Source organism: Streptomyces sp. NBC_01450 (genome assembly GCF_036227505.1).
Classification (GTDB): Bacteria; Actinomycetota; Actinomycetes; order Streptomycetales; family Streptomycetaceae; genus Streptomyces.
In genome coordinates this window covers 127,826-151,862 of the sequence record NZ_CP109482.1, presented here as the reverse complement: position 1 = coordinate 151,862, position 24,037 = coordinate 127,826, and the positions used below count along the sequence as shown (strand labels likewise).

Here is a 24,037-nt window from a genome sequence, read left to right as displayed (position 1 = left end):
GCTCATGCAGCAGGGCTTCAGTAACAACGAGGCTTGCCGGATCGTCGGGATTGACCCGAGAAGCGGCAGGCGCTGGCGTAACGGATACGTACCGTCCAGTCGGAGAGGGGTGGCCCATCCGGTTCCTCCGGCGGTGCCGCCGGCATCATCTCGGTATCTGAGCGTGGACGAACGCATCTACATCGCTGACCGGATACGGGAGAAGGCGGCGGTCCGGGCGATCGCCGCCGAACTCGGGCGGAGCCCGGCCACGATCAGTCGGGAGACTCGCCGCAATCGGCATCCCGACAGCGGCGTCTACCGGCCCCATGCCGCCCAGGCTCGCGCCGAGGCTCGCCGTCCGCGGCCGAAGCCCGCAAAGATCGAACAACACGGTGAACTACGGCAGTTCATCCAAGAGCGACTCGACCGTCGGTGGAGTCCCGAGCAGATCTGCCAGGCTCTTCCCAGCGCCTTTCCCGAGCGGCCGGAGCTGCACGTGGTCCCCGAGACGGTCTAGCAGGCCCTCTACGTCCAGAGCCGTGGCGAGCTGCGCCGTGAGATTCACCGAGCCCTGCGCACGGGTCGGGTCCGCCGCAAGCCGCGCCGTCAAGCCCAGCAGCGCACATCGCGGTTCACCGACCCTATGGTCATGATCAGCGAGCGCCCGGCCGAAGCTGAGGACCGGGCCGTTCCCGGCCGCTGGGAGGGAGATCTGATCATCGGCAAGGACGGAGCGTCGGCGATCGGCACACTGGTCGAACGCACCACCCGCTATGTGATGCTCGTCCATCTGCCCGACGGCCGCAGTGCGGAACTGGTCCGCGATGCTCTCGTGAATACCATCCAGACTCTGCCCACTCACCTGACGCGCTCGCTGACCTGGGACCAGGGCAGCGAGCTGGCCGCACACGGCTCGTTCACCACGACCACCGACATCCCGGTCTATTTCTGCGATCCCGCCAGCCCGTGGCAGCGCGGCTCGAACGAGAACACCAACGGCCTGCTGCGGCAGTACTTCCCCAAGGGCACCGACCTTGCGGCCCACTCCCGAGAGCATCTGGACGCAGTCGCCGCCGAACTCAACGGGCGTCCACGCAAGACACTCGACTGGGACACCCCAGCCGAGCGACTGCATAAACTGATCGCAGCCTGACCAAGCGACCATGTGTTGCGACGACCCCTGGATTCCAAGGACGGCGCCCGCGGGCACTTCCCCACGGAGCAGGCCGCCCTCAAATGTGTCTACATGGCCGTCATGAGCCTCGACCCGACCGGCGCCGGCCGTAAACGCTGGACCATGCGCTGGAAGGGCGCTATGAACGCCTTCGACCTGGCCTTCGACAGCCGCCTCACCGCAGGCCAACTCTAGCCACACCAAACCCAGTTACACCGCTCGCTTTACAGACCCACCCAGGGGGCCTGCCGATCAATAACTCTTCGGTATTCGTGGGCTGTTGGGTCGTAGGATGCGGGGGTGTCGGAGGGGACGAAGGCAGAGCTGGTGGATGCGTTCGGGCTGTTGCTGCCGCATCTCGATGAGCGCCAGCAGCGCCTGACGCTGGGCGCCGCGGCCCGCGTTCTGGGCCACGGCGGGATCCGCATGGTGGCCGGAGCGGCCGGGGTGGCGGAGTCCACGGTGTCGCGCGGGAAGCGGGAGCTGGAGCACGCGGAGGAGCCCGCTGGCCGGGTCCGGGCACCGGGCGCGGGTCGGAAGCCCTTGCGGGAGGCCGATCCGGGGCTGGTGCCCGCGTTGCTGGCGCTGGTCGAGCCGGACCAGCGCGGCGACCCGGAATCTCCGCTGCTGTGGACGGTGAAGTCCACCCGGAATCTGGCGGCCGAGCTGACGCGCCGGGGGCACCGGGTCGCTTCGGACACGGTGGCCACGCTGTTGAAGGCGGAGGGCTTCTCCCTGCAGGGCACCTCGAGGACCACCGAGGGGGCCCGTCATCCGGACCGGGACGCCCAGTTCCGCTACATCAACGACCAGGTCACGGCGTACCTCGCCGACGGGCAGCCGGTCATCAGCGTGGATGCCAAGAAGAAGGAGACGCTGGGCAACTACGCGGTCATCGGACGCGAGTGGCATCGCGCCGGGCAGCCGGTGCAGGTCCGCGTGCACGACTTCCCCGAGAAGGGTACCCAGAAAGCGGTGCCGTACGGGATCTACGACATCGGCGCGGATACCGGCTGGGTGTCGGTGGGCTGCGACGGGGACACCTCTGCCTTCGCGGTGGCCACTTTGCGCCGCTGGTGGAACGGTGAGGGGCGCCTCCGCTATCCGCACGCTTCTCGCCTGTTGGTCACCGCCGACGCCGGAGGCTCCAACGGCTACCGTGTGCGTGCCTGGAAGAAGGAACTCGCCGATTTCACCTACGAGTCGGGCCTTGATGTGACTGTCTGCCACTTTCCGCCGGGAACACAATGCCGTTGCTTGACTACTGGACTATCGCGGTGTGCAGCGTGATGGCCTTGGCTGTGATCCGCCGTGTCGGTTGCCGGTCCCGGGTGTTGATCCGGTAGGAGAGCTTCGAGGAGTACTTCGAGTCCGGCCGTTTGAGGTGCCGGTCCGCCTCGCGCAGGCGCCTGGCGCCGTTGTCGAGCTTCCGGCGCACCTTCGCCGCCAGCACAGCCAGGAACTTCTTGATCTTCTTGGGCGTATCCGCGCACTGCCGGACCACGCTGCGCCGCGTGTGCTTGAGGACCTTGACGAACGAGACCCGGTCCGGGTTGATGCCGTTGTCGTCGGCCAGACACATGATGACCCGCGTGAGGCAGTGGTGCACGACCAGGTGCGCCCAGACCTCCTGCCGCACCAGATCCGGGTCTCCCGAGCGCAGGACCTCGACCGGCCCGCGCTGGAACGTCTTGATCTGCCGGAACGCCGACTCCGCCTCCCACCTGGCATGGTAAAGCGCTGCCAACTCCGCCGCCGGATACGCAACCGGGTCCAACAGATCAGTCAACAGCCTGACCACATCGCCGCCGTCGACGCGGTACTCGATCACCCGGACCAGCACCCCGCCAGGATGCGCGCCCTTCTGCCCGCCCAGGTTCATCCTCCCCAGGTAGGTCCCGTCGGGCAGATACTCAACCGGCCGGTGCGCCACCGGCGAGCGAGCCCGGATCAGCAGATGGGCCCCGAATCCGAGATAGGCCTTCCATAACTCGACCCCAGGGAAGCCCCGGTCCATGATGACGAGCATCTTGCTCGCCGAGGTCGCCAGAGTGATCGCCAACTCCCGCTCACCGCCGCTGAATCCGCCCACCGCCGCGTCGATCTGCGCGTGCGTGCCACACTCGGTCAGTGTCACCACCCGCACTTGAGGGAACCCCGCCGGCTGGCCGTTCTTGACCGGCCCACCAAACGCGGCCCGGTTGGCCGGTGTGTCCGGCGCGTCCAGCACGAACCCGTCCACCGCGGCCAGCCGCATCCCGCGGTAGAAGGAGCCCTCCAAGCCGACCGGGGCCAACGGGTCGGCCAGCTCACGGAAGACGGCCTCCAGGACCAGCGGTCCCAGACGCCTGCGCGCCCGCGTGAACGAGGACTTGTTCGGGATGCTCCCGCTCAACTCCCGAATACTGCCCACCAGTTGCTCCGCCACATCGTCATAGGAGTCCTGCTGGAACAGCGCCAGGGCAAGCGTGAAGTAGACCATGAACCCGGCCGGCAGCGCGCCGGGCTTCTTGTCCCGGACCCGGCACTTCTCCAGCACCTCGCCGACCAGTTCCGGAGTCACCCACCGGGTCACCACCCCCAGTCGCACATGATCGGACAACCCCACCCAAGGATGCATGCCGGGCCCAACGACCGCGCTCCTCCGGCGTCACCACGAACTGCTTGACGAGTTCAAGCAACGGCATTGACCGGGAACATCGAAGGTCGGGTAGCCGGAGGGAGTCACACCCTCCGGCTCCCACAGATCCGTACGTGACGATCTCTCGTCATACGGCTCTTGTCGTCCTGATCACCAGGCCAAGGAGGGGGAACTGATCCATCTCCACTGCGCGAACATCCCCGGGCGGCGCTTGGCTGCCCTCTGGAAGGCCGCGATGGCCTTCCTCATCGCGCGAAACCGTCTGTACTTGTTGCGTAGCCAGCGCACCAGGTAGGCGTTGATGCGCATCAGAATTGGATACAAGGCCGATCGATAGAACCGGCCGTAGTACTGCATCCAGCCCGCGACGATCGGATTGATCCGCTGCGCGAGTTCTTCCACGGTGAGGTTGACCCGCCGGTGAAGCCGCCAGGAGCGGACCTCCTCGCCGAGTCGTTTGAGGGCGTCCCTGCTGACCGCGGGACGGAACGACCATCTGATGCGGCCGTTCTTGTCCCGCATCTGGCGCTGTTGGAGCGTGAACCCCAGGAACGTGAAAGACGTGTGCTCGTACGAGCCGCGCCGCAATCCGTCCCGGCAGTACACGATCCGGGTCTTGGCCGGGTGCAGACACAGCCCGACCTCGGCCATCCTGTCCGAGAGCGCGGCCAGCACTTGGTGGGCCTGGCGCTCGGTGACGCAGTGCACGACCGCATCGTCCGCATAGCGTTCGAACGAGACAGCAGGGAACTCCCGGGCCATCCAGACGTCGAACGCGTAGTGCAGGAACAGGTTCGCCAAAACGGGAGAAACCGGGGCTCCTTGTGGCGTCCCGCACTTCCGTTCCAGCAGGGTGCCGTCGGGCATCTTGAGCGGGGCAGCAAGCCACCTCCGCACATACAGCTTCACCCAAACGGCGTCGGTGTGCGCTACCACCGCCTTGACCAGGAGGTCCCAGGGCACACTGTCGAAGAACTGGGAGATGTCGAACTCGACAACCCAGTCCCGTTTCCAGCTGCGTTCCCGACACTTCTCCACGGCGTCCAAGGCGGACCGTCCGGGCCGGTATCCGAAGCTGTCCGGATGGAAAATAGGATCCACCCTCCGCACCAGATGCCGGGCCACGACGGCCTGAGCCACACGATCAGCGACGGCGGGAATCCCGAGGGTTCTCTCGCCGCCTCCATGTGGCTTGGGAATGGCCACCGCACGCACCGGCGGAGGAAAGTAGGAGCCCGACGACATCCGGTTCCAGACCTTGTAGAGGTTGTTCTTCAGGTCTTTCTCGAAGTCGGCGATGCTCTGTCCGTCCACTCCCGGTGCCCCCTTGTTAGCCCTGACTTCCTCCCATGCTTCCTTGACTTCCCACTTAGAAATCTCAAACGGCTTGGCCTGCGACTTCAACTGGCTCACCGAACTCCTCCCGGACACCGTCCGGTTGATGCGATCAACTCAGTCACGGACGACCCGGCCCCTTCGCTCCACCCCCGTTATAGGGGCTTCTCCACTACTACGAGCCGGTCCGCCGGCGCGTCCCGCATCGGTACTCGGCCCCTTCACGGCACAACCGCTCGGGGTGCTCCCTCTCGCGCGCCCCTACCAGGACGGGCTGTATCGGTACGCGCCTTCTCCAGTTCCACATGACCGCAGCAGATCAGGTTCACGTCGTCTCCATGCCGGACACCGCCTGGCCAGTCGACGGGCTCCCGCCAGGCTTATCCCGGGACGGTTCCAAGCTCCCCGGTTTTGATGTCGTCGGAATCTTTTCGACACGTCAGCAACGATTCACTTGCGTTCGTCTCCCTGATCCCCACCTGACGCCTCTTGGACGCCTTTTCCTCATCGCTCACCACGACAGTCTTCGGCTAACGCGGCATGAGGCGGTTTGAAGTCTCCCCCCGCAGGGCGACTTCGAAGGGCCAATCCTTCATCGGTCACGCAGCACTGCTTCGAGTAACTCGTCCTACATCGAATTCCCCTCTGCATTCAGGACACACTGGAACAAAATAGAGCACCGGCTGTTCTCACAGATCAGCATCAACTGGCGTGGCAGGCCCCTGACCAGCCACGAAGTCGTCGTCAGCACCATCGGAGCGACCACGACACGCAGCGGGCTGTCCGTCCACGCCGAGCTCGACCCCGGCGCCTACCCCACCGGCGTCACCGTCCCCGACACCGTCATGGACCGCCTGCCCCTGACGCCGCACGAGTGGCACGGCACGTGGAACTACACGTTGCGCCCCGAACCGCTCGCTCCCGAACCGCTCCCGCCCAGCCCCGAGTTCGGGCGCTTTCCCACCGGGGACAAGCTCCCCGCCTGGCTGCGGCACCCCAGCCTCACCGGACTCGAGCCCGCCGCCTTTGACGATCTCGCCGTCCGCTACCGAGCCTGGCGTGCCGAGCACCCGCCGATCTTCCTGCCCGGGAAACGCCCCGACGGCGGCCCCGGCGCCGACGGCAGACGGCTCTCCGTCTCCGACCAGCTTGTCGTCTTCCTCCTCAAGAGGCGCTGGTCCATGACGAACGCCGTTCTCGCCGAGGCGACCAGCCTGGCCAAGAGCAGAATCGGCGCGACCCTCCAGGAGGCCACCCCCGTGCTCACCGCGCTCGGGCACAAGGCCCCGGCCGGCGCCCTCACCGTGACCACGGCACAACAACTCGCCGCGATCGCCGGGCACGACCCCACCCTCCCGTAATCCCCACCAAGATCGACGAGTTATTGATCGGCAGGCCCCAGGGTTTCGGCGTTGTCGCGTGACGCCCAGTTCGTGACGATCTGTTAGCTCATTGGTGCCCCGGAACGGGACAGGCACGGCTTCCAAGATCATGGAGGTCCTACCTTTCTTGATGTGGGGCTGAGCTGGTCATTCGTAAGATCGGCGGGGCCCAGGGGTTCCGGGTATGGCTGTCATGGAGTCGCCGCTGGATGGCTCAGAGAACTTGGCCGCCCGAAACCCCGCGACGACTCGACCGCTAATTGGGAGACGCGACGCGATCGCTTTGTAGGACAACGTCGGCGAGGTCGTCTGCTGGGTTGGTGTACGACGAGCTGACGGAGGGGCTGTGCCCGAGATCTGGGCCGGAGTGGACATCGGCAAGGAACATCACCACTGCGTGGTGATCGACGCCCAGGGCAAGAGACTGCTGTCGCGTCGGATCCTGAACAACGAGGCTGAACTGCTCCAGCTCATCGCTGACGTACTGGAGCTGTCGCGGGATGTGCTGTGGGCGGTGGACATCAACCACGGCGGGGCCGCACTCCTGCTCGGTCTGCTGGTCAGCCACGACCAGCACATCACCTACATCACCGGCCTGGCCATCCACCGCGCCTCGGCCGGCTACCGCGGCCAGGCCAAGACCGACGCGAAGGACGCCTTCGTCATCGCCGACCAGGCCCGCATGCGCACCGACCTCGGTGTCCTGCGGCCCGGCGACGAGATATCGGTCGACCTGCGCACTCTGGTTACCCGCCGCACCGATCTGGTCTGAGAGTGCGGGATGTGGCGTTCCGTCGGTCTTGTCATCGCTCGATGGTGTGACGTTGGGGCATCGCTGCCGGTCAGGCGTTCGGGGTTCGCTTGAGTTGTGGCATGAGCATGCGCAAGCCGTACCCGAGTGATCTCACCGATGAGCAGTGGGAGCTCGTCGAACCCGTGATCACGGCATGGAAGGCCCGGCATCCGTCGGTCAGCGGGCATCAGGGGAAGTACGCGATGCGGGAGATCGTGAACGCCATCCTCTACCAGAACCGCACGGGTTGTCAGTGGGAGTTCCTGCCCCATGACATGCCCCCGCCCGGAGCGGTGAAGTACTACTTCTACCTCTGGCGCGACGAGGGCACCGACCAGGACATTCACGACCTGCTGCGCTGGCAGCTGCGGGAGAAGCGGAAACGATTAGCCGACCCGAGCCTGGTGGTCCTGGACACGCAGAGCATCCACGTGGCCGTCGGCGTCCCGGCCACGACGACGGGCCGGGACGCCGCGAAAAGGGTGCCGGGCAGGAAGAGATGCCTGGCCGTGGACGTGCTGGGCCTCGTCATTGACTGCGTCGTCCTGCCCGCCTCCGCGCACGAGAACACCGCCGGCATCGCCCTGCTGGACGCTGTCACCGAGCAGTGCGACACGGTGAAAAAGGCCCTGGTCGACCAGGGCTTCAAGAAGAAGGTCGTCGAGCACGGCAGACACGTGGGTATCGACGTCGAGATCGTCGAGCGCAACCCGGACGACAAAGGCTTCGTTCCACAGGCCAAACGGTGGATCGTGGAGCAGACGAACGGGATCCTGATGTTCTACCGCCGTCTCGTACGCGACTACGAACACCGCCCCGCCTCCTCCCGCTCCCGCGTCCTGTGGGCGATGACCTCCGTCATGAGCCGCCGCCTCACCGGAGCCACCATCGCCTCCTGGAGGACCGCATGAGCGAAAACCCACAGGTCAAAGCCATCCTGGAACACATCGAAACCCGCGAACGCGAACTGGACGACCAAGCCGAGCAGTTCCGGGACCGCATCGAAGAACTCACCCGGCAGCTCGGCGAACTCGACGCGGAGAGCGAGAACCTGCGCATCACCCGCAAGACCCTCCTCACGCTCCCGCTACCCTCACCCGCCACCGGGCCGGACCGCCCCGACATCCCCGACCACCCCGCCTACCAGCAGATCCTCTCCGCCCTGGCCGACGCGGACCGGCCGATGCGCGCCCGCGATCTCTGCCAGGCCCTCGACCTGCCGATCCTCCCGAAGAACACCGAAGGCATCCGCTGCAAACTGAAACGCCTGGTCAGCCGGGGCATCCTCATCGAACCCGAACCCGGCTTGTTCGCCCGCCCCGACGCCTGAGGGCCACCCCACACCCGCGACCAGCGATCCTTCCCCAACCTCAACCACGAAACGGACAAGAACTCACGTTCCGCACTCTGAGACCGGACCCGGCAGATCAACCGACTGCGCGCCCAACTCCTGGAAATCTTCCCTGCGTTGGAACGTTCGTTGGACCTGACGAAGAAGGGGCCGGTCCTGTTGTTGACCGGCTACCAGGCCCCGGCCGCGATCCGTCGCGCCGGTACCTCCCGGATCGCGGCGTGGCTGAAGAACCGCAAGGTCCGCAACAGCGCGGCCCTGGCCCGGACCGTCGTGGAGGCCGCCGAGGCCCAGTTCACCGCACTGCCCGGCGAGAAACTCGCGGCCACCATGGTGGCCCGTCTGGCGAAGGGTGTGATGACCCTCGATGAGGAGATCACCGAGCTCGAAGACCTTATCGAGGCCCGGTTTCGCGAGCACCCGCACGCCGAGGTGATCCAGAGCCTGCCTGGCATGGGCACCATGCTGAGCGCGGAGTTCCTCGCTGCGACCGGCGGCGACATGGACACCTTCGGCACCGCCGACCGCCTGGCCGGCTACGCCGGCCTCGCACCCGTCCCCCGCGACTCCGGACACGTCAGCGGCAACCTCCACCGCCCACGCCGCTCCCCTGCTCCGCGCCTTCTACCTCTCGGCCTTCGCCAGCCTGCGGAACTGTCCCGCCTCGAAACAGTTCTATGAGCGCAAGCGGGCCGAGGGCAAGGGGCACAAGCAGGCGCTGCTGGCACTCGCCCGCCGCCGGGCCAACGTCCTGTGGGCCATGATCCGCGACGGAGCGTGCTACCAAGCCACACCACCAGTCACGGCAACGGCTTGACAACGTCATTGGGAAGTCCTACTACATGAGACTTCAGGAACAGGGCCCCGACAGCCCCACTTGCGGAAGCCCGCTCCTCGTCATCTTCCAGGGCCGTGCTGCTGACCGCTCTGCTGCTGACCGTAGGACTGGCCACCCTGCCGCGCGATGCCTGGCATCGGTTGTCGAGCCTTCAATGAGCCTTTGTCAGTAATGGATCATGGCGTTGCGTGATTGATCAGATGGTGCGGTCGTACTCGATCTGGAGCAGGACGAGGGCTGCGGCGGCGATCTTCGTGATGCGGCTGGGGTCGAGGCTGACCCGGCGCAGGGCCTTGAAGGTGGTCTTGAGCAGCGAGTTGGCGCGCTCGCAGACGCCGTGGATGCCGCGGATGACCTTGTTGTAGGTCTGCTGGGCCTCGGTCAGCTCGCCTCCGGCGGGCTTCTTGTGCGGGTGCCGGAAGCCGTCGCCGGCGTTCTCGTAGCCGAGGTCGACGAGGGTCGGCATGTCCAGCTCGGCGGCGATCCGGTTGAGGGCGTCGATCAGGCCGTGGTGGCGGGCGCAGGTGGTGTCGTGCTCCCTGCCCGGGCGGACCGGTGAGACCCAGATCGGCCAGCCGTCCGGGGTGGCGATGACCTGCACGTTCCCGCCATGGTGCTTGTGTTTTCCGGACCACCACAGATCAGCGCCGTTGGGGCCGGGGGCGGCGACGCGGTCGGTGCGGATGACGGTGCCGTCGAGGTTCAGATGCGTCAGTCCCGCCGCCTTCGCGCGCTCCAGCGCGGTCGCGAGGTCCGGTGCCCCGGCCGCCAGAACGGTCAGCCCCTCGTGGAGGTAGCGGTAGGCGGTGGAGACCGACAGGCCGTTGTCGCGGGCGAGTTGGGAAAGACGAGTGCCGTCGATGAACCAGCGCAGGACGATTACCGCCTGACGGAAACAGCCCAGCGCACGCCTGCCCTTGCGGGTTCCGGTCACGATGCGGTGATCGCGCAGCAGCCGGGCCAGGTGCTCGGCGGTGGACCGCTTCACATCGAGCACCGCGGTGTATGTGACACTGATCGGCACGTGAGGCCCCTCGGTCGGATCTTTCCTTCGCAAGATCGTTCCTACCAGGGGCCTTACGGCTGCCCGGACTTGGGGACCGCACGCGCCACTGCGCCAGCCTCGCGATCACAGCGAGCGACGGGCGCTTACCGGGAAAGGCTCAATGCTTCAAGCCAGATTGACAATCTCTTGATATTGTTGGGGTGCTGCCAGTCTTCAGGAGAAGAATGGACTAGCTCCGCATAGTCTTCGCCGCTCTTGTTATAACCAGGAGCCTCTACCCTCAACTTCTGCAAAGTGCTAGGAAGTCTGGAGCGAGGTGCTGAATCTCGTTCCAGTGTGTCCTGAATGCAGAGGGGAATTCGATTGTAGGACGAGTTACTCGAAGCAGTGCTGCGTGACCGATGAAGGATTGGCCCTTCGAAGTCGCCCTGCGGGGGGAGACTTCAAACCGCCTCATGCCGCGTTAGCCGAAGACTGTCGTGGTGAGCGATGAGGAAAAGGCGTCCAAGAGGCGTCAGGTGGGGATCAGGGAGACGAACGCAAGTGAATCGTTGCTGACGTGTCGAAAAGATTCCAACGACATCAAAACCGGGGAGCTTGGAACCGTCCCGGGATAAGCCTGGCGGGAGCCCGTCGACTGGCCAGGCGGTGTCCGGCATGGAGACGACGTGAACCTGATCTGCTGCGGTCATGTGGAACAGGAGAAGGCGCGTACCGATACAGCCCGTCCTGGTAGGGGCGGGCGAGAGGGAGCACCCCGAGCGGTTGTGCCGTGAAGGGGCCGAGTACCGATGCGGGACGCGCCGGCGGACCGGCTCGTAGTAGTGGAGAAGCCCCTGTAACGGGGTGGAGCGAAGGGGCCGGGTCGTCCGTGACTGAGTTGATCGCATCAACCGGACGGTGTCCGGGAGGAGTTCGGTGAGCCAGTTGAAGTCGCAGGCCAAGCCGTTTGAGATTTCTAAGTGGGAAGTAAAGGAAGCATGGGAGGAAGTCAGGGCTAACAAGGGGGCACCGGGAGTGGACGGACAGAGCATCGCCGACTTCGAGAAAGACCTGAAGAACAACCTCTACAAGGTCTGGAACCGGATGTCGTCGGGCTCCTACTTTCCTCCACCGGTGCGTGCGGTGGCCATTCCCAAGCCACATGGAGGCGGCGAGAGAATCCTCGGGATTCCCGCAGTCGCTGATCGTGTGGCTCAGACTCGGCAGCTGTAGTTCTTGATCGTTGACGGATTCGTGCTGGTGAGCGGCCTGATGGGGTGCCCGCGGGAACGAGTACGGCCACCGCGATGATGATCGTCTGTGACAACAGATCAGGACGCGGTGGCCGTGGGCGCCACGATAGCCGGTGGGGTGTGGAGCGAGTGTTTCAGGGCGGCGATGGCGGCGGTGGCCGCCTGCTTCCCGCGACGGGAGTCGCGGCTGCTGGCCAGGGACATGGCCGAGGCGATGCTGACGGGGCTCGAGACCCGCAACTGCTGGACGCTCGCTGAGGCGTTGGGGCACGCGTCGCCGTCCCGGCTGCAGCACTTCTTGTCCCGCGGCGTGTGGGATCACGACGCCGTGCGCGACCGGACGGCCACCTGGGCGGCCGGTGAACTCGCGGATGACGACGCCGTGTTGATCGTGGACGAGACGGGGGACGAGAAGTCCTCCACCGACGCCGTCGGGGCGGCAAGGCAATACTCCGGTGCGCTGGGCGGGATCGGTCTGTGCCAGGTCGCCGTCCATCTCACCTACGCCTCCGCACGTGGCCATGCCCCGATCGACCGGGCCCTGTACCTGGGCGCCGACTGGGCCGCCGACGAAGAACGCCGCCTGCTCACCCACGTCCCCGACGACGTGGACTTCGCCACCAAGCCCGAACTTGCTGCCGCCATGCTCACCCGGGCCCGACAGCTGGGCCTGCGTGCACGCTGGTTCGCCGGCGACGAGGTCTACGGCGGGCGCGAACTGCGCCGCAGTGCTCGCCGGCTCGGCTTCGACTACGCCCTGTCGGTCCGCGCCGATCACCAGGTCACCACCCCGGGTGGCCGCTTCACCGCGACCACCCTGGCCGCACGGCTGCCCCGGCGGGCATGGATGCGGATGCTCACCGGTCACGGCCTGAAGGGCGACCGCCACTACGACTGGACCTGGACCGACATCCAGAGCGACGACGCCCCCGACACCGAGGACGACGGGACATCCGTCCTGGTCGTGCGCCGACACCGCTTCACCGGCGAACTCTCCTTCTACCACTGCTACTCCACCCGACCCGTCACCCTTGCCGGCCTCATACACATCATCTGCACCAGATGGCAGGTCGAAGAGGACTTCCAGCTCGCCAAGGGCGTCACCGGACTCGACCAGGGCCAGACGACCTGCTGGAACTCCTGGATGCGTTGGACCCTGATCAGCATCCTGGCCACCGCCGTCCTGGCCGTCACCCGCGCCCGCACCGCGACCACCACCATGGCCGTCGGCCTCATCCCGGTCAGCGCACGCGAGCTGCTGACCATCCTGCGGGCAACCACCCTGCCCCCGCTCCGCCACGACATCGGCCATGTCCTGCACTGGTCCGCCTGGCGACGCCGTCACCAGGCCATCGCGCAAGCCTGCCACCGGCGCTGGAACAACGTCACCGCCGCCGCGACCACATGACACCACCATGACGATCAAGAACTACAGCTGCCGGGACTGTAAAAGCGATAACGTGAAAAATGTAAGGCCGGGGCTGCACTCTCCGGTCTGAATCCTCTTTGCGAGTGCAGCCCCTGAGTGTCTACTGCTGGGTGAACTGTCCGATGAAGACGGACTTGATCTTGTCTATGCCGAAGTCCTTGAAGATTCCGCTGCCGTCCGCCAGGAGTGCGGACTTGCCGGTGCAGTTCGTGCCGGTCCAGATCTTGATGGGCTTGGCCGAGTCCTTGCCCTCGGGGGAGATGGAGGTGCCGAACGATGCAGTGTTGACGCACCCGGTGCCGCTGACGATGCCGGACGCACTCTCCGAGTCGGCGGCGTCTGCGACGATCCGGTAGGTGCCTCCCTGATCGCGGGGCTCAAGCTCCCTCTTGGCCTCACCGTCTCCCTGCTGGCCGCCGTCGGCGGGGTTCACCTCGGGCTGGGAGCCCCCGGAGTCTTGGCCGGCCTTCTGGCCGTCGGGCGTGACACCGAACCACGTGCCACCCACACCCTGGCCGTTAACGTCACCTGGTGCCTGGTCCTTGCTGAACAGGTACACCGGCCAGCCACCGATCGTCACCTGAAAGCCCTTGCCCCGCTTGATGAAACCGACGTCCGACTTGTTGATCCCGTCGATGAACACCTTGCCGTTCGACGCCACCACCAGCGGAGGCCACGTCTTCTGGCAGGCGTCGAAGCAGTTCGACGTCGATGGATCTGCCTTGTCCTTGTCGAAGCGGTAGAGGACGAACCCGGCGCCGTTGGTGACCACTGAACTGAGGTTGCCTACGGAGCTGTCAGACAGCTGTACCCACTTGCGAACGACTGGGGAAGCATCGCCCGCCTGCCGTACGGGCGCCGCATCGTCCGCCAGATCCCCGGTGTTGAGATCGGCATTATTCTGCTTCGCCGTACCGTTCTTGAACGTCAGCTCACTGGAATCGACCGTGGCCGTAGAATGCCGCTCCGCAGATCCGGATGCCTTATCAGTGCCTCCGCCGCCACATGCTGTGAGGAAAAGACCGCCGACTAGTACGACCGCCGCAAAAAACCTGCTACGAGTGCGGGACACACGAACCCCCATGGGATGTTCTTTTCGTAAACTGCCTCGGCCCTTTTGGGCGGACACCCCGGATACGGCCCGACCCCGCCCGCCAGTTCTCATTCCGCCTCTCCGATACACGACCGTGACATTTCCCTCCCGCCGAATCCGGGTCTGTACGCTCACCGGTGTAATTGATGATCATGGAAGAGACATCAAGTGACTGACACCGTGACCGAGTTCGTGGCCGCCGCTGACCAGGCGGATCCGTCGCCGGAGGCCGCGACGGTCGAGCAGAAACTGATCGACCAGCTCGTCGAGCAGGCCCGCAGCAAGGGGCTGCAGCTGACCGGCGAGGGCGGGCTGCTGCAGCAGCTGACCAAGGCGGTTCTGGAGTCGGCCCTGGAGGGCGAGATCACCGACCATCTCGGCTATGACAAGCACGACCCGGCGGGCAAGGACGGCGGCAACTCCCGTAACGGCACCCGGTCCAAGACGGTGCTGACGGACATCGGGCCGGTCGAGATCGACGTGCCTCGCGACCGGGAGGGCTCCTTCGAGCCGGCCATCGTCAAGAAGCGGCAGCGCCGGCTGACCGGCGTGGACGAGATGGTGCTCTCGCTGTCCGCGAAGGGGCTTACGCACGGGGAGATCTCCGCGCACCTGGCCGAGGTCTACGGCGCGGACGTCTCCAAGACGACCATCAGCACGATCACCGACAAGGTGATGGATGGCATGGCGGAATGGCAGAACCGGCCGCTCGACCGCGTCTACCCGGTCGTCTTCATTGACGCTATCAACGTCAAGATTCGCGATGGCCAAGTAGCGAACAGGCCGATCTACGTGGCCCTGGCGGTCACCGCCGAGGGACACCGCGACATCCTCGGCCTGTGGGCCGGCGACGGCGGCGAAGGCGCGAAACACTGGCTCCGAGTGCTCTCCGAGCTCAAGAACAGGGGCGTCGAAGACGTCCTCATGCTGGTCTGCGACGGGTTGAAGGGCCTGCCCGACGCAGTTGGCGAGGTCTGGCCGCGAACTGTGGTGCAAACGTGCGTGGTTCACCTGCTGCGGGCGTCATTTCGATACGCGGCCCGACAGGACTGGGACAAGATCGCCAAGGCGCTCAAGCCCGTCTACACCGCGCCGACCGAGGACGCGGCCACGACGCGGTTCCTGGAATTCGCCGAGACCTGGGGCAAGAAGTACCCGGCGATCGTCCGCCTCTGGGAGTCCAGCTGGCCCGAGTTCACGCCTTTCCTTCAGTTTGATGCAGAAATACGCCGCATCGTGTGCACGACCAACAGTATTGAGAGCGTCAACGCCCGCATCCGCAAGGCCGTCCGCGCCCGCGGGCACTTCCCCACGGAGCAGGCCGCCCTCAAATGTGTCTACATGGCCGTCATGAGCCTCGACCCGACCGGCGCCGGCCGTAAACGCTGGACCATGCGCTGGAAGGGCGCTATGAACGCCTTCGACCTGGCCTTCGACGGCCGTCTCACCGCAGGCCAACTCTAGCCACACCAAACCCAGTTACACCGCTTGCTTTACAGACCCCTCCCGCGCCACAGGAACGGCGCTCCCACGCCTGGGCGGGGGCTTGCTCGAACACCCTGTCGATGCGTGGGCCAGCCAGCGAGAACTGGGACTTCGGAACGGCGAGCACGTAGCCGACGCCGGATGTTTCCAGCATCCGGCGGAAGCGGTTGTCCTGTCCGTAGGCGGCGTCCGCCGTCACCCAGGCGATCGGCAGCGGCGAGGACAGTGTCCTGCGGACGATCGTCGCCGCGAGGGTGTTCTTGGTGGCGAACTCCCGCTCGTCGGGTATCTTCGCCGCGCGGCAGCGGTCACGGTCGTCGGTCCAGGACTTGGGCAGGTACAGCTCCCGGTCCACCAGGGCGCGGCCGGCCGTGCTGGCGTAGGCGGCGAAGACGCCGATCTGGCAGTTCTCGGTGCGGCCGGGGGCCCGTATTTCAATAACTGTCAGCGACGGGTTTCCGCGGGGGTTGTTCGGGCGTGTAGCTGTTCCAATGTGCGGGCGGGTGATCCGGGTATCGGCGTGACGAGGATCCGGTGCAGGTCCAGGAGCCGTTTTGCGTCCTGGTACTGGATGGACAGGTTGGTGCGGTTGACGCCCAGTAGTTGGGCCAGGAAGGTCATGGTCACCGCTCTGCGGCGGCGCAGGATGGCTGCCAGGAGCCGGTGGGTGTGGTCCACGCTGCTGGTCTGCGGGTGTCGGTAGCTGCGTGGGCGGTGGAAGCGTCGCTGGAATGCCGCCTCGGCCATGGCGTCCCAGAAGGGTTCCGAGACCGCCACCAAATGCTCAAAGGCGGTTCGTGACATGCCGGTCAGGGCTGGATCGGTGAGCATCATGGTCAGGGCCGGGTCGGTCCGGTGAGTGGTTGCCGGCGCGTCGGGCGTTCGCGGTGGCTCGGGAGACAGTGTGTAGTTCCAGTCGCCGTGGAAGGCGTTGGGTGTGATCGGAAGGGTGTGGAACTCGGCGGGTGTGACGCTGATGCCGAGGTCGTAGCTGCCGGTGTCCAGTTCGGCCCCGATGGTTAGGCCGGTCTTGGTTGTTGTGGCGGCGATGGTCTCGAGGACGACCTGGTAGCTGGTCAGCGGTCGCCCCCGCCAGTTCGCGGTGATGTGGCAGAACATACGATGCTCTATTTTGTTCCATTTCGAAGTTCCGGGACAATGCCGTTGCTTGACTACTGGACTATCGCGGTGTGCAGCGTGATGGCCTTGGCTGTGATCCGCCGTGTCGGTTGCCGGTCCCGGGTGTTGATCCGGTAGGAGAGCTTCGAGGAGTACTTCGAGTCCGGCCGTTTGAGGTGCCGGTCCGCCTCGCGCAGGCGCCTGGCGCCGTTGTCGAGCTTCCGGCGCACCTTCGCCGCCAGCACAGCCAGGAACTTCTTGATCTTCTTGGGCGTATCCGCGCACTGCCGGACCACGCTGCGCCGCGTGTGCTTGAGGACCTTGACGAACGAGACCCGGTCCGGGTTGATGCCGTTGTCGTCGGCCAGACACATGATGACCCGCGTGAGGCAGTGGTGCACGACCAGGTGCGCCCAGACCTCCTGCCGCACCAGATCCGGGTCTCCCGAGCGCAGGACCTCGACCGGCCCGCGCTGGAACGTCTTGATCTGCCGGAACGCCGACTCCGCCTCCCACCTGGCATGGTAAAGCGCTGCCAACTCCGCCGCCGGATACGCAACCGGGTCCAACAGATCAGTCAACAGCCTGACCACATCGCCGCCGTCGACGCGGTACTCGATCACCCGGACCAGCACCCCGCCAGGATGCGCGCCCTTCTGCCCGCCCAGGTTCATCCTCCCCAGGTAGGTCCCGTCGGGCAGATACTCAACCGGCCGGTGCGCCACCGGCGAGCGAGCCCGGATCAGCAGATGGGCCCCGAATCCGAGATAGGCCTTCCATAACTCGACCCCAGGGAAGCCCCGGTCCATGATGACGAGCATCTTGCTCGCCGAGGTCGCCAGAGTGATCGCCAACTCCCGCTCACCGCCGCTGAATCCGCCCACCGCCGCGTCGATCTGCGCGTGCGTGCCACACTCGGTCAGTGTCACCACCCGCACTTGAGGGAACCCCGCCGGCTGGCCGTTCTTGACCGGCCCACCAAACGCGGCCCGGTTGGCCGGTGTGTCCGGCGCGTCCAGCACGAACCCGTCCACCGCGGCCAGCCGCATCCCGCGGTAGAAGGAGCCCTCCAAGCCGACCGGGGCCAACGGGTCGGCCAGCTCACGGAAGACGGCCTCCAGGACCAGCGGTCCCAGACGCCTGCGCGCCCGCGTGAACGAGGACTTGTTCGGGATGCTCCCGCTCAACTCCCGAATACTGCCCACCAGTTGCTCCGCCACATCGTCATAGGAGTCCTGCTGGAACAGCGCCAGGGCAAGCGTGAAGTAGACCATGAACCCGGCCGGCAGCGCGCCGGGCTTCTTGTCCCGGACCCGGCACTTCTCCAGCACCTCGCCGACCAGTTCCGGAGTCACCCACCGGGTCACCACCCCCAGTCGCACATGATCGGACAACCCCACCCAAGGATGCATGCCGGGCCCAACGACCGCGCTCCTCCGGCGTCACCACGAACTGCTTGACGAGTTCAAGCAACGGCATTGAGTTCCGGGAGGTAGGTGACAGACCGTGATCTCCAGGCCGCTCTCTCGTGCGAAGGTGGCAAGGTTGCTTTTCCAGGTCCAGCGGCGGGGGTCGTTGGAGCCGCCGGAGTCGGCGGTGATCAGGAGCCTGCCGGCATTCGGGTGGTCCGTCCGTCCGCGGTGCTGCCACCAGCGTCGGATGGACTCCACCGCGAACTGGGCGGTGTCGTGGTCGGTGCCGACGTTGACCCATCCGCTGTTGTTGGCAATGTCGTAGATCCCGTAGGGGATCGCCATGGGCTGGTCGTTGGTGGTGAACGTGTGGCAGTCCACCTTGATCGCGTTCTTGCCCGGCCGCCAGGTGCGACCGGGCCGGTCCCGGTTGCCGAGCCATTCCTTGGCCTTGGTGTCGACGCTGATCACCGGCTGGGCGTCGTTGAGGAACTCGGTAGCGGTGGCATTGAGGTGGGTGAACTGGGCATCGCGGTCCGGATGGCTGATGCCCTCTGTTGTCTTCGCGGTTCCCTGCAGGCTGTAGCCCAGGGTGTGCAGCAGGTGTCCGACGGTTGAAGCGCTGATCGGGTGGCCCTGTGTGGTGAGGGCCGAGGCCAGGGCCCGTAACGACAGCGTGGTCCACCGCAGCGGGGAGACGGGGTCGCCTCGGGTGTGCGGCTCGATCAGCGACTCCAGCGCGGGCAGCAGACCGGAGTCGGTGTCTGTCAGCCGCTTGCGGCCGGCGCCTGGAGCCCGAACCCGTCGGGTCGGTGAGGAGCAACCGGCCAACTCGGCGATACCTCGCGCGATGGTGGCAGTGCTGGTGCCGGAGGCGGCGGCGACCCGGACGATCCCGCCGCGGCCGAGGGCCGTCGCCTCACTGGCCAGGTACAACCGACGGCGGCGCTCATCGAAGTGCGGCAGGATTTGCTCGAACTTAGTCCGCAGAGCACGGGTGGCAGCGCGGCCTGACAGACACGGGGTCATATCTCAGACTCCCACCAACACCCCTCTGCCGAGCACTTATTGAAATACGGGCCCCGGCGGTGCCGGAGTACTGGCGCTGCACCCCGGCGGAGGTGGTGCCCTTCTTCAGGAATCCGGTGTCGTCGACAACCAGTACCCCGTCGGGGCGACCGAGTTGTTCGGCGACGTAGGTCTGCAGGTCATCGCGGATGTCGTCGGGGTTCCAGCGGGCGCGGGAGAGCAGGTGCTGCAGGCCGTCGGGGGTTAAGTGGCCTGCGTGTTCGGCCAGTTGCCAGCTGTTTTTGCGGGCCACCGGCGCGAGTAGTCCGCGCACGTAGTCCCGCATGCGGCGGCGGGGTTCAACGCGGCCGAAGCGGTGTCCGATGGTGGTAAAGAGGTCGTCCAGGTCGCGGTCCCAGGTCTCTGCCTGTTGGGTGGTCACGATCGGGGGCTTCCCCGCACGGATGCGCCCCCGCCGTCGCGGGCACTCCTTCGAGGGGCGGACAGGCAGAAACCGCCCGTGACAACTGCCCGCCCGCTACACTCCCACCGCTCGGCGTTTCCCCAGGTCAAGCCACGAAGTACTGCTGGAGTACTAGGCCACCGTCCGTGAGCGCGAGGTGCACCCCGCGGTCCGCGTGATCCCCACGTCCGGGCAGGCATGAGGTTCCTGGTTTGGACGATCTTGCTACGAATCGTACTGACCGAGGAGCCTCATACATCGATGAAGGACTGACTGTTCGTAGCTGAGGTGCCGGCCTTCGCGACTGAGCTCAAGCGTATGAAGGCGGCCGGGCTGACGCATCTGAACCTTGACGGCACCATCATCGATGGCGACTACGTCGCCGCCCCCCGGACCCAACCGCGCAGACCTTTGGTAGTCCGGCAACACAGGGATCATGACGGAAACGTACAGGTCATCAGCGCCCCGGACGGCTGGCCGATCTGGGTCTCGCCCGTCCGCTCGGGCCGCGAGCACAACACCACCTGCGCCCGCCGCCACGGCCTGATCGGCACCCTCGACCGGATCGCCGCCGAACTCAACGTGCCGAACTATCGACGGGCTCGGGTTGCAGGATTTGTACTGTTTGTTGCTGCTTTGGATGGGAATCTTGTGTCGAGTCGGGACTGGTTGCGTGTCGCGGGAGCGGGGCGGAGATTGCTTGCTGCGGCGATGGAGTAGTTAGAGGCTACGCTGGCCGGTTCGGTCCTTATCCAGCTGCTGGGCGGCTCCTTGTGCAGTTCTACTTCACCTTTTTGGCGAGCCTTCGCCAGCAAGATCGATTGCCAGGCCGTCGGCGCGAATCCTACGGCAGGGCTGCCGCTCTGAAGGGGGACTTGGCGTGCCCCCATGTCGTTGAGGGCGTTTTGCACCTGCGGGGAGAATGCGGTGTTGGGGAGAAATCCGGAAGCGGCACCGGTGACGTGAACCTGGTGTTCTGATCCTTTTCCTTGGAAGGTGAGAGAGTATCCCAGGTACTGGGAGTTCTTGTCGAACATGAGATCTCCCTCCAGGTTGCCGTTGCTCGTATGGATCCAGCGGTTAAGTCCCTGCACAGCTTCGGGAACGGGGGCTGTGCGGGCAAGGCTGGCGATGTAGGCCTCGGCTTCGACGTCGCCTACGCGGAAGCGAGCCTCTCCTTCCGAGTTGTATGTGATCGGGATGTCACGTGCCCGGTTTCCAGGGGCGATATGGAAGCTGAGCCTTCCGTCTCCGCCGTACGCGGCCTCGTATCGTTCTCGCGCGACTCGCAGTGGAATTTGCTCAAACAGAATAGGCGGAATGTTCGAGCCGACTATTGCCACTTTTGCGTTGGGGTTGGCCTCCAAAATTATTTCGGCCGCGGATATGGCATTTCCGGATGCGCCGGAGATGAGCCAGGAGTTGGCGATGTGAGGATCGAATTTGTTGTCCGACACTGCGTCGCCGAGAAGTACCTTTCCAGGGAGCGTTTCCCTGGCGTCATCCCACTTGACGGTGGCGTCGAGGGTGCGCATCGCGGCCCCCGCGGACGGATCTGCGCGCAGCGCGTTCTCGCTGTTTTCCTGCTGAAGCACTTCGAGTGTTTCCCGTGCCGTGGCAACTGCGGTCAGCTGCTCGTGCGCGGGGCTGTCGTCGGGGAGAGTCTTGTGCAACCTGTCATGCACGGCGGCTATCGTCGGCACAGCGAGGTCAGCTCCCGGAATCAGCTGGGGCGGTATCCCTGTAGCAACGGTCGGTACTCCTTCGACCCTGACACGAACACTTTCTGAGCCGTCATTCGGCACGATGTGTGCCCAGAGGTTTCCGTCTTCCCCGGCTACGAGTCGGGCGGAACCGTCGACGAGCGGCCCCCGTGAAGCCAGTGTGTCCTCCCACAACTGCACGGCCTGCATCGTGACACGGCTCGTGGGGTCGGTGAACTGATGACTGTAGCCAAGGCCTATAGCGCGGGTGTCCCTGACCTGGTCAGCGGACTGAAATATGCCTTCGCCCGGGTCCAGATGCCATCGCCCGCGTGCGTCGATGAGTAGAGCTTCAGGGTCCCGCCCAGCCAGGCTGGCCCCGCCACCGATGATTACCTTCCGGCTGGGCGATTGTCCCGTTTGGCGAGTCTCAGAACGCAACTCGTCGAGAGTGCGCTGACTGATGCCGGTGCGGGTGTCGGCCATCAGTTGTGCCTCCGCGGAGAGTTCCGCTCGGGAGATGGCAGAACCATCGGCGCGAAAGCCCGGCACGGGATGATTCCCGATTCCTGTCCCGGTCACGTTCTGTGCGGGTTGAGACCGGACACGGGCCCGGAAATCCAACAGTGCGTGCGCATCGAAACCCCCCAGTTGATGAATGGGTACAGAGAGCTGTTGCAGTTCCCGCAACGCGGTCGGAGACAGGTGCCGCCTGATGGACGTAATACGTAAATCCGCCGCATACTGTTCTTCGGTACGGGCCTCCGACTCGCGTGCGAAGGCCTGCGAACGCAGTCCAGTGTGGTCAAGTAGAAACGAGAATTCCTTGCGGGCCTCGCTACGTTCCCGCACCGCCAGGGTACGGTCATTCATGCGGCTGGCAAGGTAGTTGAGTTCACTGACTCTGCCGAGATCCTCGTCGGAAAGGGCCACAGGTCCCCTAACCGGCCCTCTCTTCAAACTGTCTTGAAAGGGAGTTTCTTCATTGATCCTGGCCCTTTCCCTGACTGCCAGCAGTTCCCCCAGCTCATGACTCAGAGCTCGGTCAACCTGCTGCGCGTCGATGGTATCAGGCAACTGAATGGTGTGGTTGTCCGACGTAGTGTTGACGTAAGTTCGGGCGACGATTCCTGCTGGGAGGGGAATGACATCCAGGCGAACGGTGAGGGCTTTGTCGTAGCGATCGGACATCGAAAAGGAGTTGCTCTTGCCGTCGTTGCGTCGCTCTACGAGATGAAGTCGATCGGAATAGAGGCCGTTTACCACGTCCGCGAATCTGGATTCGACCAGCCCGGCCAGATGTCGCTCGGTCCGTATTTTCCCCTTCCTGGGAGGGATGGCTTGGCCCGTAAATGACGTGCCAGGGATTTCGGTTGCAGTGATTACCCTGATATCGTCAGAAATAGTGCGTTCCACTTCATTGTCGAAAACCATATTTCTATTCAAGTCCTCTAGTGTCTCGTGATCCCGTTCGTGTTACTTCGGGTTGTTATTGACGAGTTTCTTCACGCTGGTCTGGACGAGTCGGACCTTGGCGAGGATCTCGTCGGCGGTGGCGGTCCAGGTGAAGGGCTTCGCGTTCTCGTTCCAGGAGTTGATGTAGTCGCGGATCTATTTGACCAGGACGTTGACACTCGAGAACGTGCCGCGGCGGATGGACTGCCGGGTGATGATCCCGAACCAGATCTCGATCTGGTTCAGCCACGAGGACCCGACGGGGGTGAAATGGAAGTGGACGTGCGGGTTCTTCACCAGCCACGCCTTCACGTCCGGGGTGGTATGCGTGGACAGGTTGTCCAGGACGACATGGATCTCCTTGCCCGTGTGCGGTTCGACGGCCTTCTTCAGGAACGCCAGGAAGCTCGCGCCGTTCCGGTTCGGCTTGCACTCGCCCAGCACTTCACCGGTCGTGACGTTCAGCGCGGCGAACAGGTTCGTGGTGCCGTGCCGGACGTAGTCGTGGGTGCGCTGCTCGGTAACCGCGAAGGCCACCGGCAGCACCGGCTGGGTCCGGTCCAGGGCCTGCACCTGCGTCTTCTCGTCGACCGACAGCACCACGGCGCCACCGGGCGGGGCCAGGTACAAACCGACGACATCGGCGACCTTCTCCGCGAACGCCGGGTCTTTCGAGATCTTGAAGGTGCCCGAACGGTGCGGCTTCAGATTCTCCTCACGCCAGATGCGGGCAATGTAATGCCAGGACACCGAAATGCCCTCACGCCTCCTCAAGTGGTCGGCCAGCGTCCGCGTCGACCAGTGCGAGAGCCCGGAATCCGCCGGCGGAGACATCCTCGTCAAAGCGATCACCCGGGCCCGCACCCGGGGCGGCACCTGCGTTCGCGGCCCGCCCCGGCGTTTGCCCTCCAGCCCGGCCGAACCCCGCTCGGCATAGCGGGCCTTGCAGCGGTCCACCGTCAGCGGTGCCACACCGGCAAGCTCGGCGATGTCCTTTCGCCGCCGCCCCTCGGCCGACCACAGCACGATCCGAGCGCGAAGCGCCACGAGAGCCGGCACATCCCGCGAACCCGCCAACCCCCGTAGCCCGGCCATCTGTTCAGAGGAGAGATCCATACCAGACTCAACGATCA

12 protein-coding genes and 11 pseudogenes are annotated in these 24,037 nt (G+C 65.3%); 12 read left to right on the top strand and 11 right to left on the bottom strand.

The window, feature by feature from the left end:
• The first annotated feature begins 4 nt into the window (after positions 1–4).
• The 3 pseudogenes from OG568_RS60095 to OG568_RS60085 all read left to right on the top strand — a co-directional run.
• A pseudogene (locus tag OG568_RS60095) lies at positions 5–1,135 on the top strand (IS30 family transposase).
• A gap of 45 nt (positions 1,136–1,180) precedes the next feature.
• Positions 1,181–1,351 (top strand): annotated as a pseudogene (locus OG568_RS60090) (IS256 family transposase); the annotation flags it as partial.
• Positions 1,352–1,483: 132 nt separating this feature from the next.
• A pseudogene (locus OG568_RS60085) lies at positions 1,484–2,401 on the top strand (ISAzo13 family transposase); the annotation flags it as partial.
• Between the two features lie 16 nt (positions 2,402–2,417).
• On the opposite strand, the gene OG568_RS60080 reads toward OG568_RS60085, so the two are convergent.
• A complete protein-coding gene (locus OG568_RS60080) occupies positions 2,418–3,776 on the bottom strand; it encodes an IS4 family transposase (RefSeq protein WP_329538393.1) in 1,359 nt (452 codons plus the stop codon).
• 171 nt (positions 3,777–3,947) lie between these two features.
• Positions 3,948–5,210 carry a group II intron reverse transcriptase/maturase gene (gene ltrA / locus OG568_RS60075; RefSeq protein ID WP_329537798.1) on the bottom strand — a complete coding sequence of 421 codons (1,263 nt, stop codon included), beginning with the start codon at positions 5,208–5,210 and terminating at the stop codon, positions 3,948–3,950.
• Positions 5,211–5,719: 509 nt separating this feature from the next.
• On the opposite strand from ltrA, the gene OG568_RS60070 reads away from it, so the two are divergent.
• From OG568_RS60070 to OG568_RS60050, 5 genes and pseudogenes are all read left to right on the top strand, one after another.
• Entirely contained in the window at positions 5,720–6,493 is a 774-nt protein-coding gene (locus OG568_RS60070) for an ISAzo13-like element transposase-related protein (protein WP_443078021.1), read from the top strand.
• A gap of 367 nt (positions 6,494–6,860) precedes the next feature.
• A pseudogene (locus OG568_RS60065) lies at positions 6,861–7,283 on the top strand (IS110 family transposase); the annotation flags it as partial.
• 104 nt (positions 7,284–7,387) lie between these two features.
• Positions 7,388–8,218 (top strand): IS5 family transposase, encoded by an 831-nt coding sequence (locus OG568_RS60060; RefSeq protein ID WP_329529970.1) that lies wholly within the window; start codon positions 7,388–7,390, stop codon positions 8,216–8,218.
• Positions 8,215–8,637: a hypothetical protein gene (locus OG568_RS60055; protein ID WP_329529971.1), complete on the top strand. Its 423-nt coding sequence runs from the start codon at positions 8,215–8,217 to the stop codon at positions 8,635–8,637. The genes OG568_RS60060 and OG568_RS60055 overlap by 4 nt, the downstream gene beginning before the upstream one ends.
• A gap of 81 nt (positions 8,638–8,718) precedes the next feature.
• A pseudogene (locus OG568_RS60050) lies at positions 8,719–9,475 on the top strand (transposase); the annotation flags it as partial.
• Positions 9,476–9,692: 217 nt separating this feature from the next.
• Here the strand turns inward: OG568_RS60050 and OG568_RS60045 are convergent.
• Entirely contained in the window at positions 9,693–10,514 is an 822-nt protein-coding gene (locus OG568_RS60045) for an HARBI1 family protein (RefSeq protein ID WP_443078020.1), read from the bottom strand.
• A 906-nt stretch (positions 10,515–11,420) separates the two neighbouring features.
• Between OG568_RS60045 and OG568_RS60040 the strand changes: the two are divergent.
• Together OG568_RS60040 and OG568_RS60035 are read left to right on the top strand one after the other, a co-directional pair.
• Positions 11,421–11,705: pseudogene (locus tag OG568_RS60040) on the top strand (group II intron reverse transcriptase/maturase); the annotation flags it as partial.
• 99 nt (positions 11,706–11,804) lie between these two features.
• A complete protein-coding gene (locus OG568_RS60035; RefSeq protein ID WP_329538420.1) occupies positions 11,805–13,145 on the top strand; it encodes an IS701 family transposase in 1,341 nt (446 codons plus the stop codon).
• Between the two features lie 121 nt (positions 13,146–13,266).
• On the opposite strand, the gene OG568_RS60030 is transcribed toward OG568_RS60035, so the two are convergent.
• Positions 13,267–14,238 (bottom strand): hypothetical protein, encoded by a 972-nt coding sequence (locus OG568_RS60030; protein ID WP_329538419.1) that lies wholly within the window; start codon positions 14,236–14,238, stop codon positions 13,267–13,269.
• A gap of 213 nt (positions 14,239–14,451) precedes the next feature.
• Here OG568_RS60030 and OG568_RS60025 point away from each other — a divergent pair, with 213 nt between their 5' ends.
• Positions 14,452–15,723 (top strand): IS256 family transposase, encoded by a 1,272-nt coding sequence (locus OG568_RS60025; RefSeq protein WP_413254821.1) that lies wholly within the window; start codon positions 14,452–14,454, stop codon positions 15,721–15,723.
• Between the two features lie 40 nt (positions 15,724–15,763).
• On the opposite strand, the pseudogene OG568_RS60020 reads toward OG568_RS60025, so the two are convergent.
• The 5 genes and pseudogenes from OG568_RS60020 to OG568_RS60000 all read right to left on the bottom strand — a co-directional run.
• Positions 15,764–16,165: pseudogene (locus tag OG568_RS60020) on the bottom strand (transposase); the annotation flags it as partial.
• A 3-nt stretch (positions 16,166–16,168) separates the two neighbouring features.
• A pseudogene (locus OG568_RS62055) lies at positions 16,169–16,899 on the bottom strand (ISAzo13-like element transposase-related protein); the annotation flags it as partial.
• A 17-nt stretch (positions 16,900–16,916) separates the two neighbouring features.
• The gene (locus OG568_RS60010) at positions 16,917–18,275 is read right to left on the bottom strand and encodes an IS4 family transposase (RefSeq protein WP_329538393.1); all 1,359 of its coding nucleotides are present in this window, start codon (positions 18,273–18,275) and stop codon (positions 16,917–16,919) included.
• Between the two features lie 69 nt (positions 18,276–18,344).
• Positions 18,345–19,304: pseudogene (locus tag OG568_RS60005) on the bottom strand (ISAzo13 family transposase); the annotation flags it as partial.
• Entirely contained in the window at positions 19,255–19,689 is a 435-nt protein-coding gene (locus OG568_RS60000) for a transposase (RefSeq protein ID WP_329538561.1), read from the bottom strand. The gene OG568_RS60000 and the pseudogene OG568_RS60005, both read right to left, overlap by 50 nt.
• Before the next feature lie 311 nt (positions 19,690–20,000).
• On the opposite strand from OG568_RS60000, the pseudogene OG568_RS59995 reads away from it, so the two are divergent.
• Positions 20,001–20,334: pseudogene (locus tag OG568_RS59995) on the top strand (transposase family protein); the annotation flags it as partial.
• A gap of 2 nt (positions 20,335–20,336) precedes the next feature.
• Here OG568_RS59995 and OG568_RS59990 read toward each other — a convergent pair.
• Positions 20,337–22,883: a hypothetical protein gene (locus tag OG568_RS59990; protein ID WP_329538418.1), complete on the bottom strand. Its 2,547-nt coding sequence runs from the start codon at positions 22,881–22,883 to the stop codon at positions 20,337–20,339.
• Positions 22,884–22,925: 42 nt separating this feature from the next.
• Positions 22,926–24,020, bottom strand: a pseudogene (locus tag OG568_RS59985) (IS630 family transposase).
• Positions 24,021–24,037 lie beyond the last annotated feature (17 nt).

Excerpts from the sequence above, each read along its gene's own strand:
- OG568_RS60055 (WP_329529971.1), top strand. The coding sequence starts at position 8,215 with ATGAGCGAAAACCCACAGGTCAAAGCCATCCTGGAACACATCGAAACC.
- OG568_RS59990 (WP_329538418.1), bottom strand. The coding sequence starts at position 22,883 with ATGGTTTTCGACAATGAAGTGGAACGCACTATTTCTGACGATATCAGG.
- OG568_RS60060 (WP_329529970.1), top strand. The coding sequence starts at position 7,388 with ATGAGCATGCGCAAGCCGTACCCGAGTGATCTCACCGATGAGCAGTGG.
- OG568_RS60010 (WP_329538393.1), bottom strand. The coding sequence starts at position 18,275 with ATGCATCCTTGGGTGGGGTTGTCCGATCATGTGCGACTGGGGGTGGTG.
- OG568_RS60080 (WP_329538393.1), bottom strand. The coding sequence starts at position 3,776 with ATGCATCCTTGGGTGGGGTTGTCCGATCATGTGCGACTGGGGGTGGTG.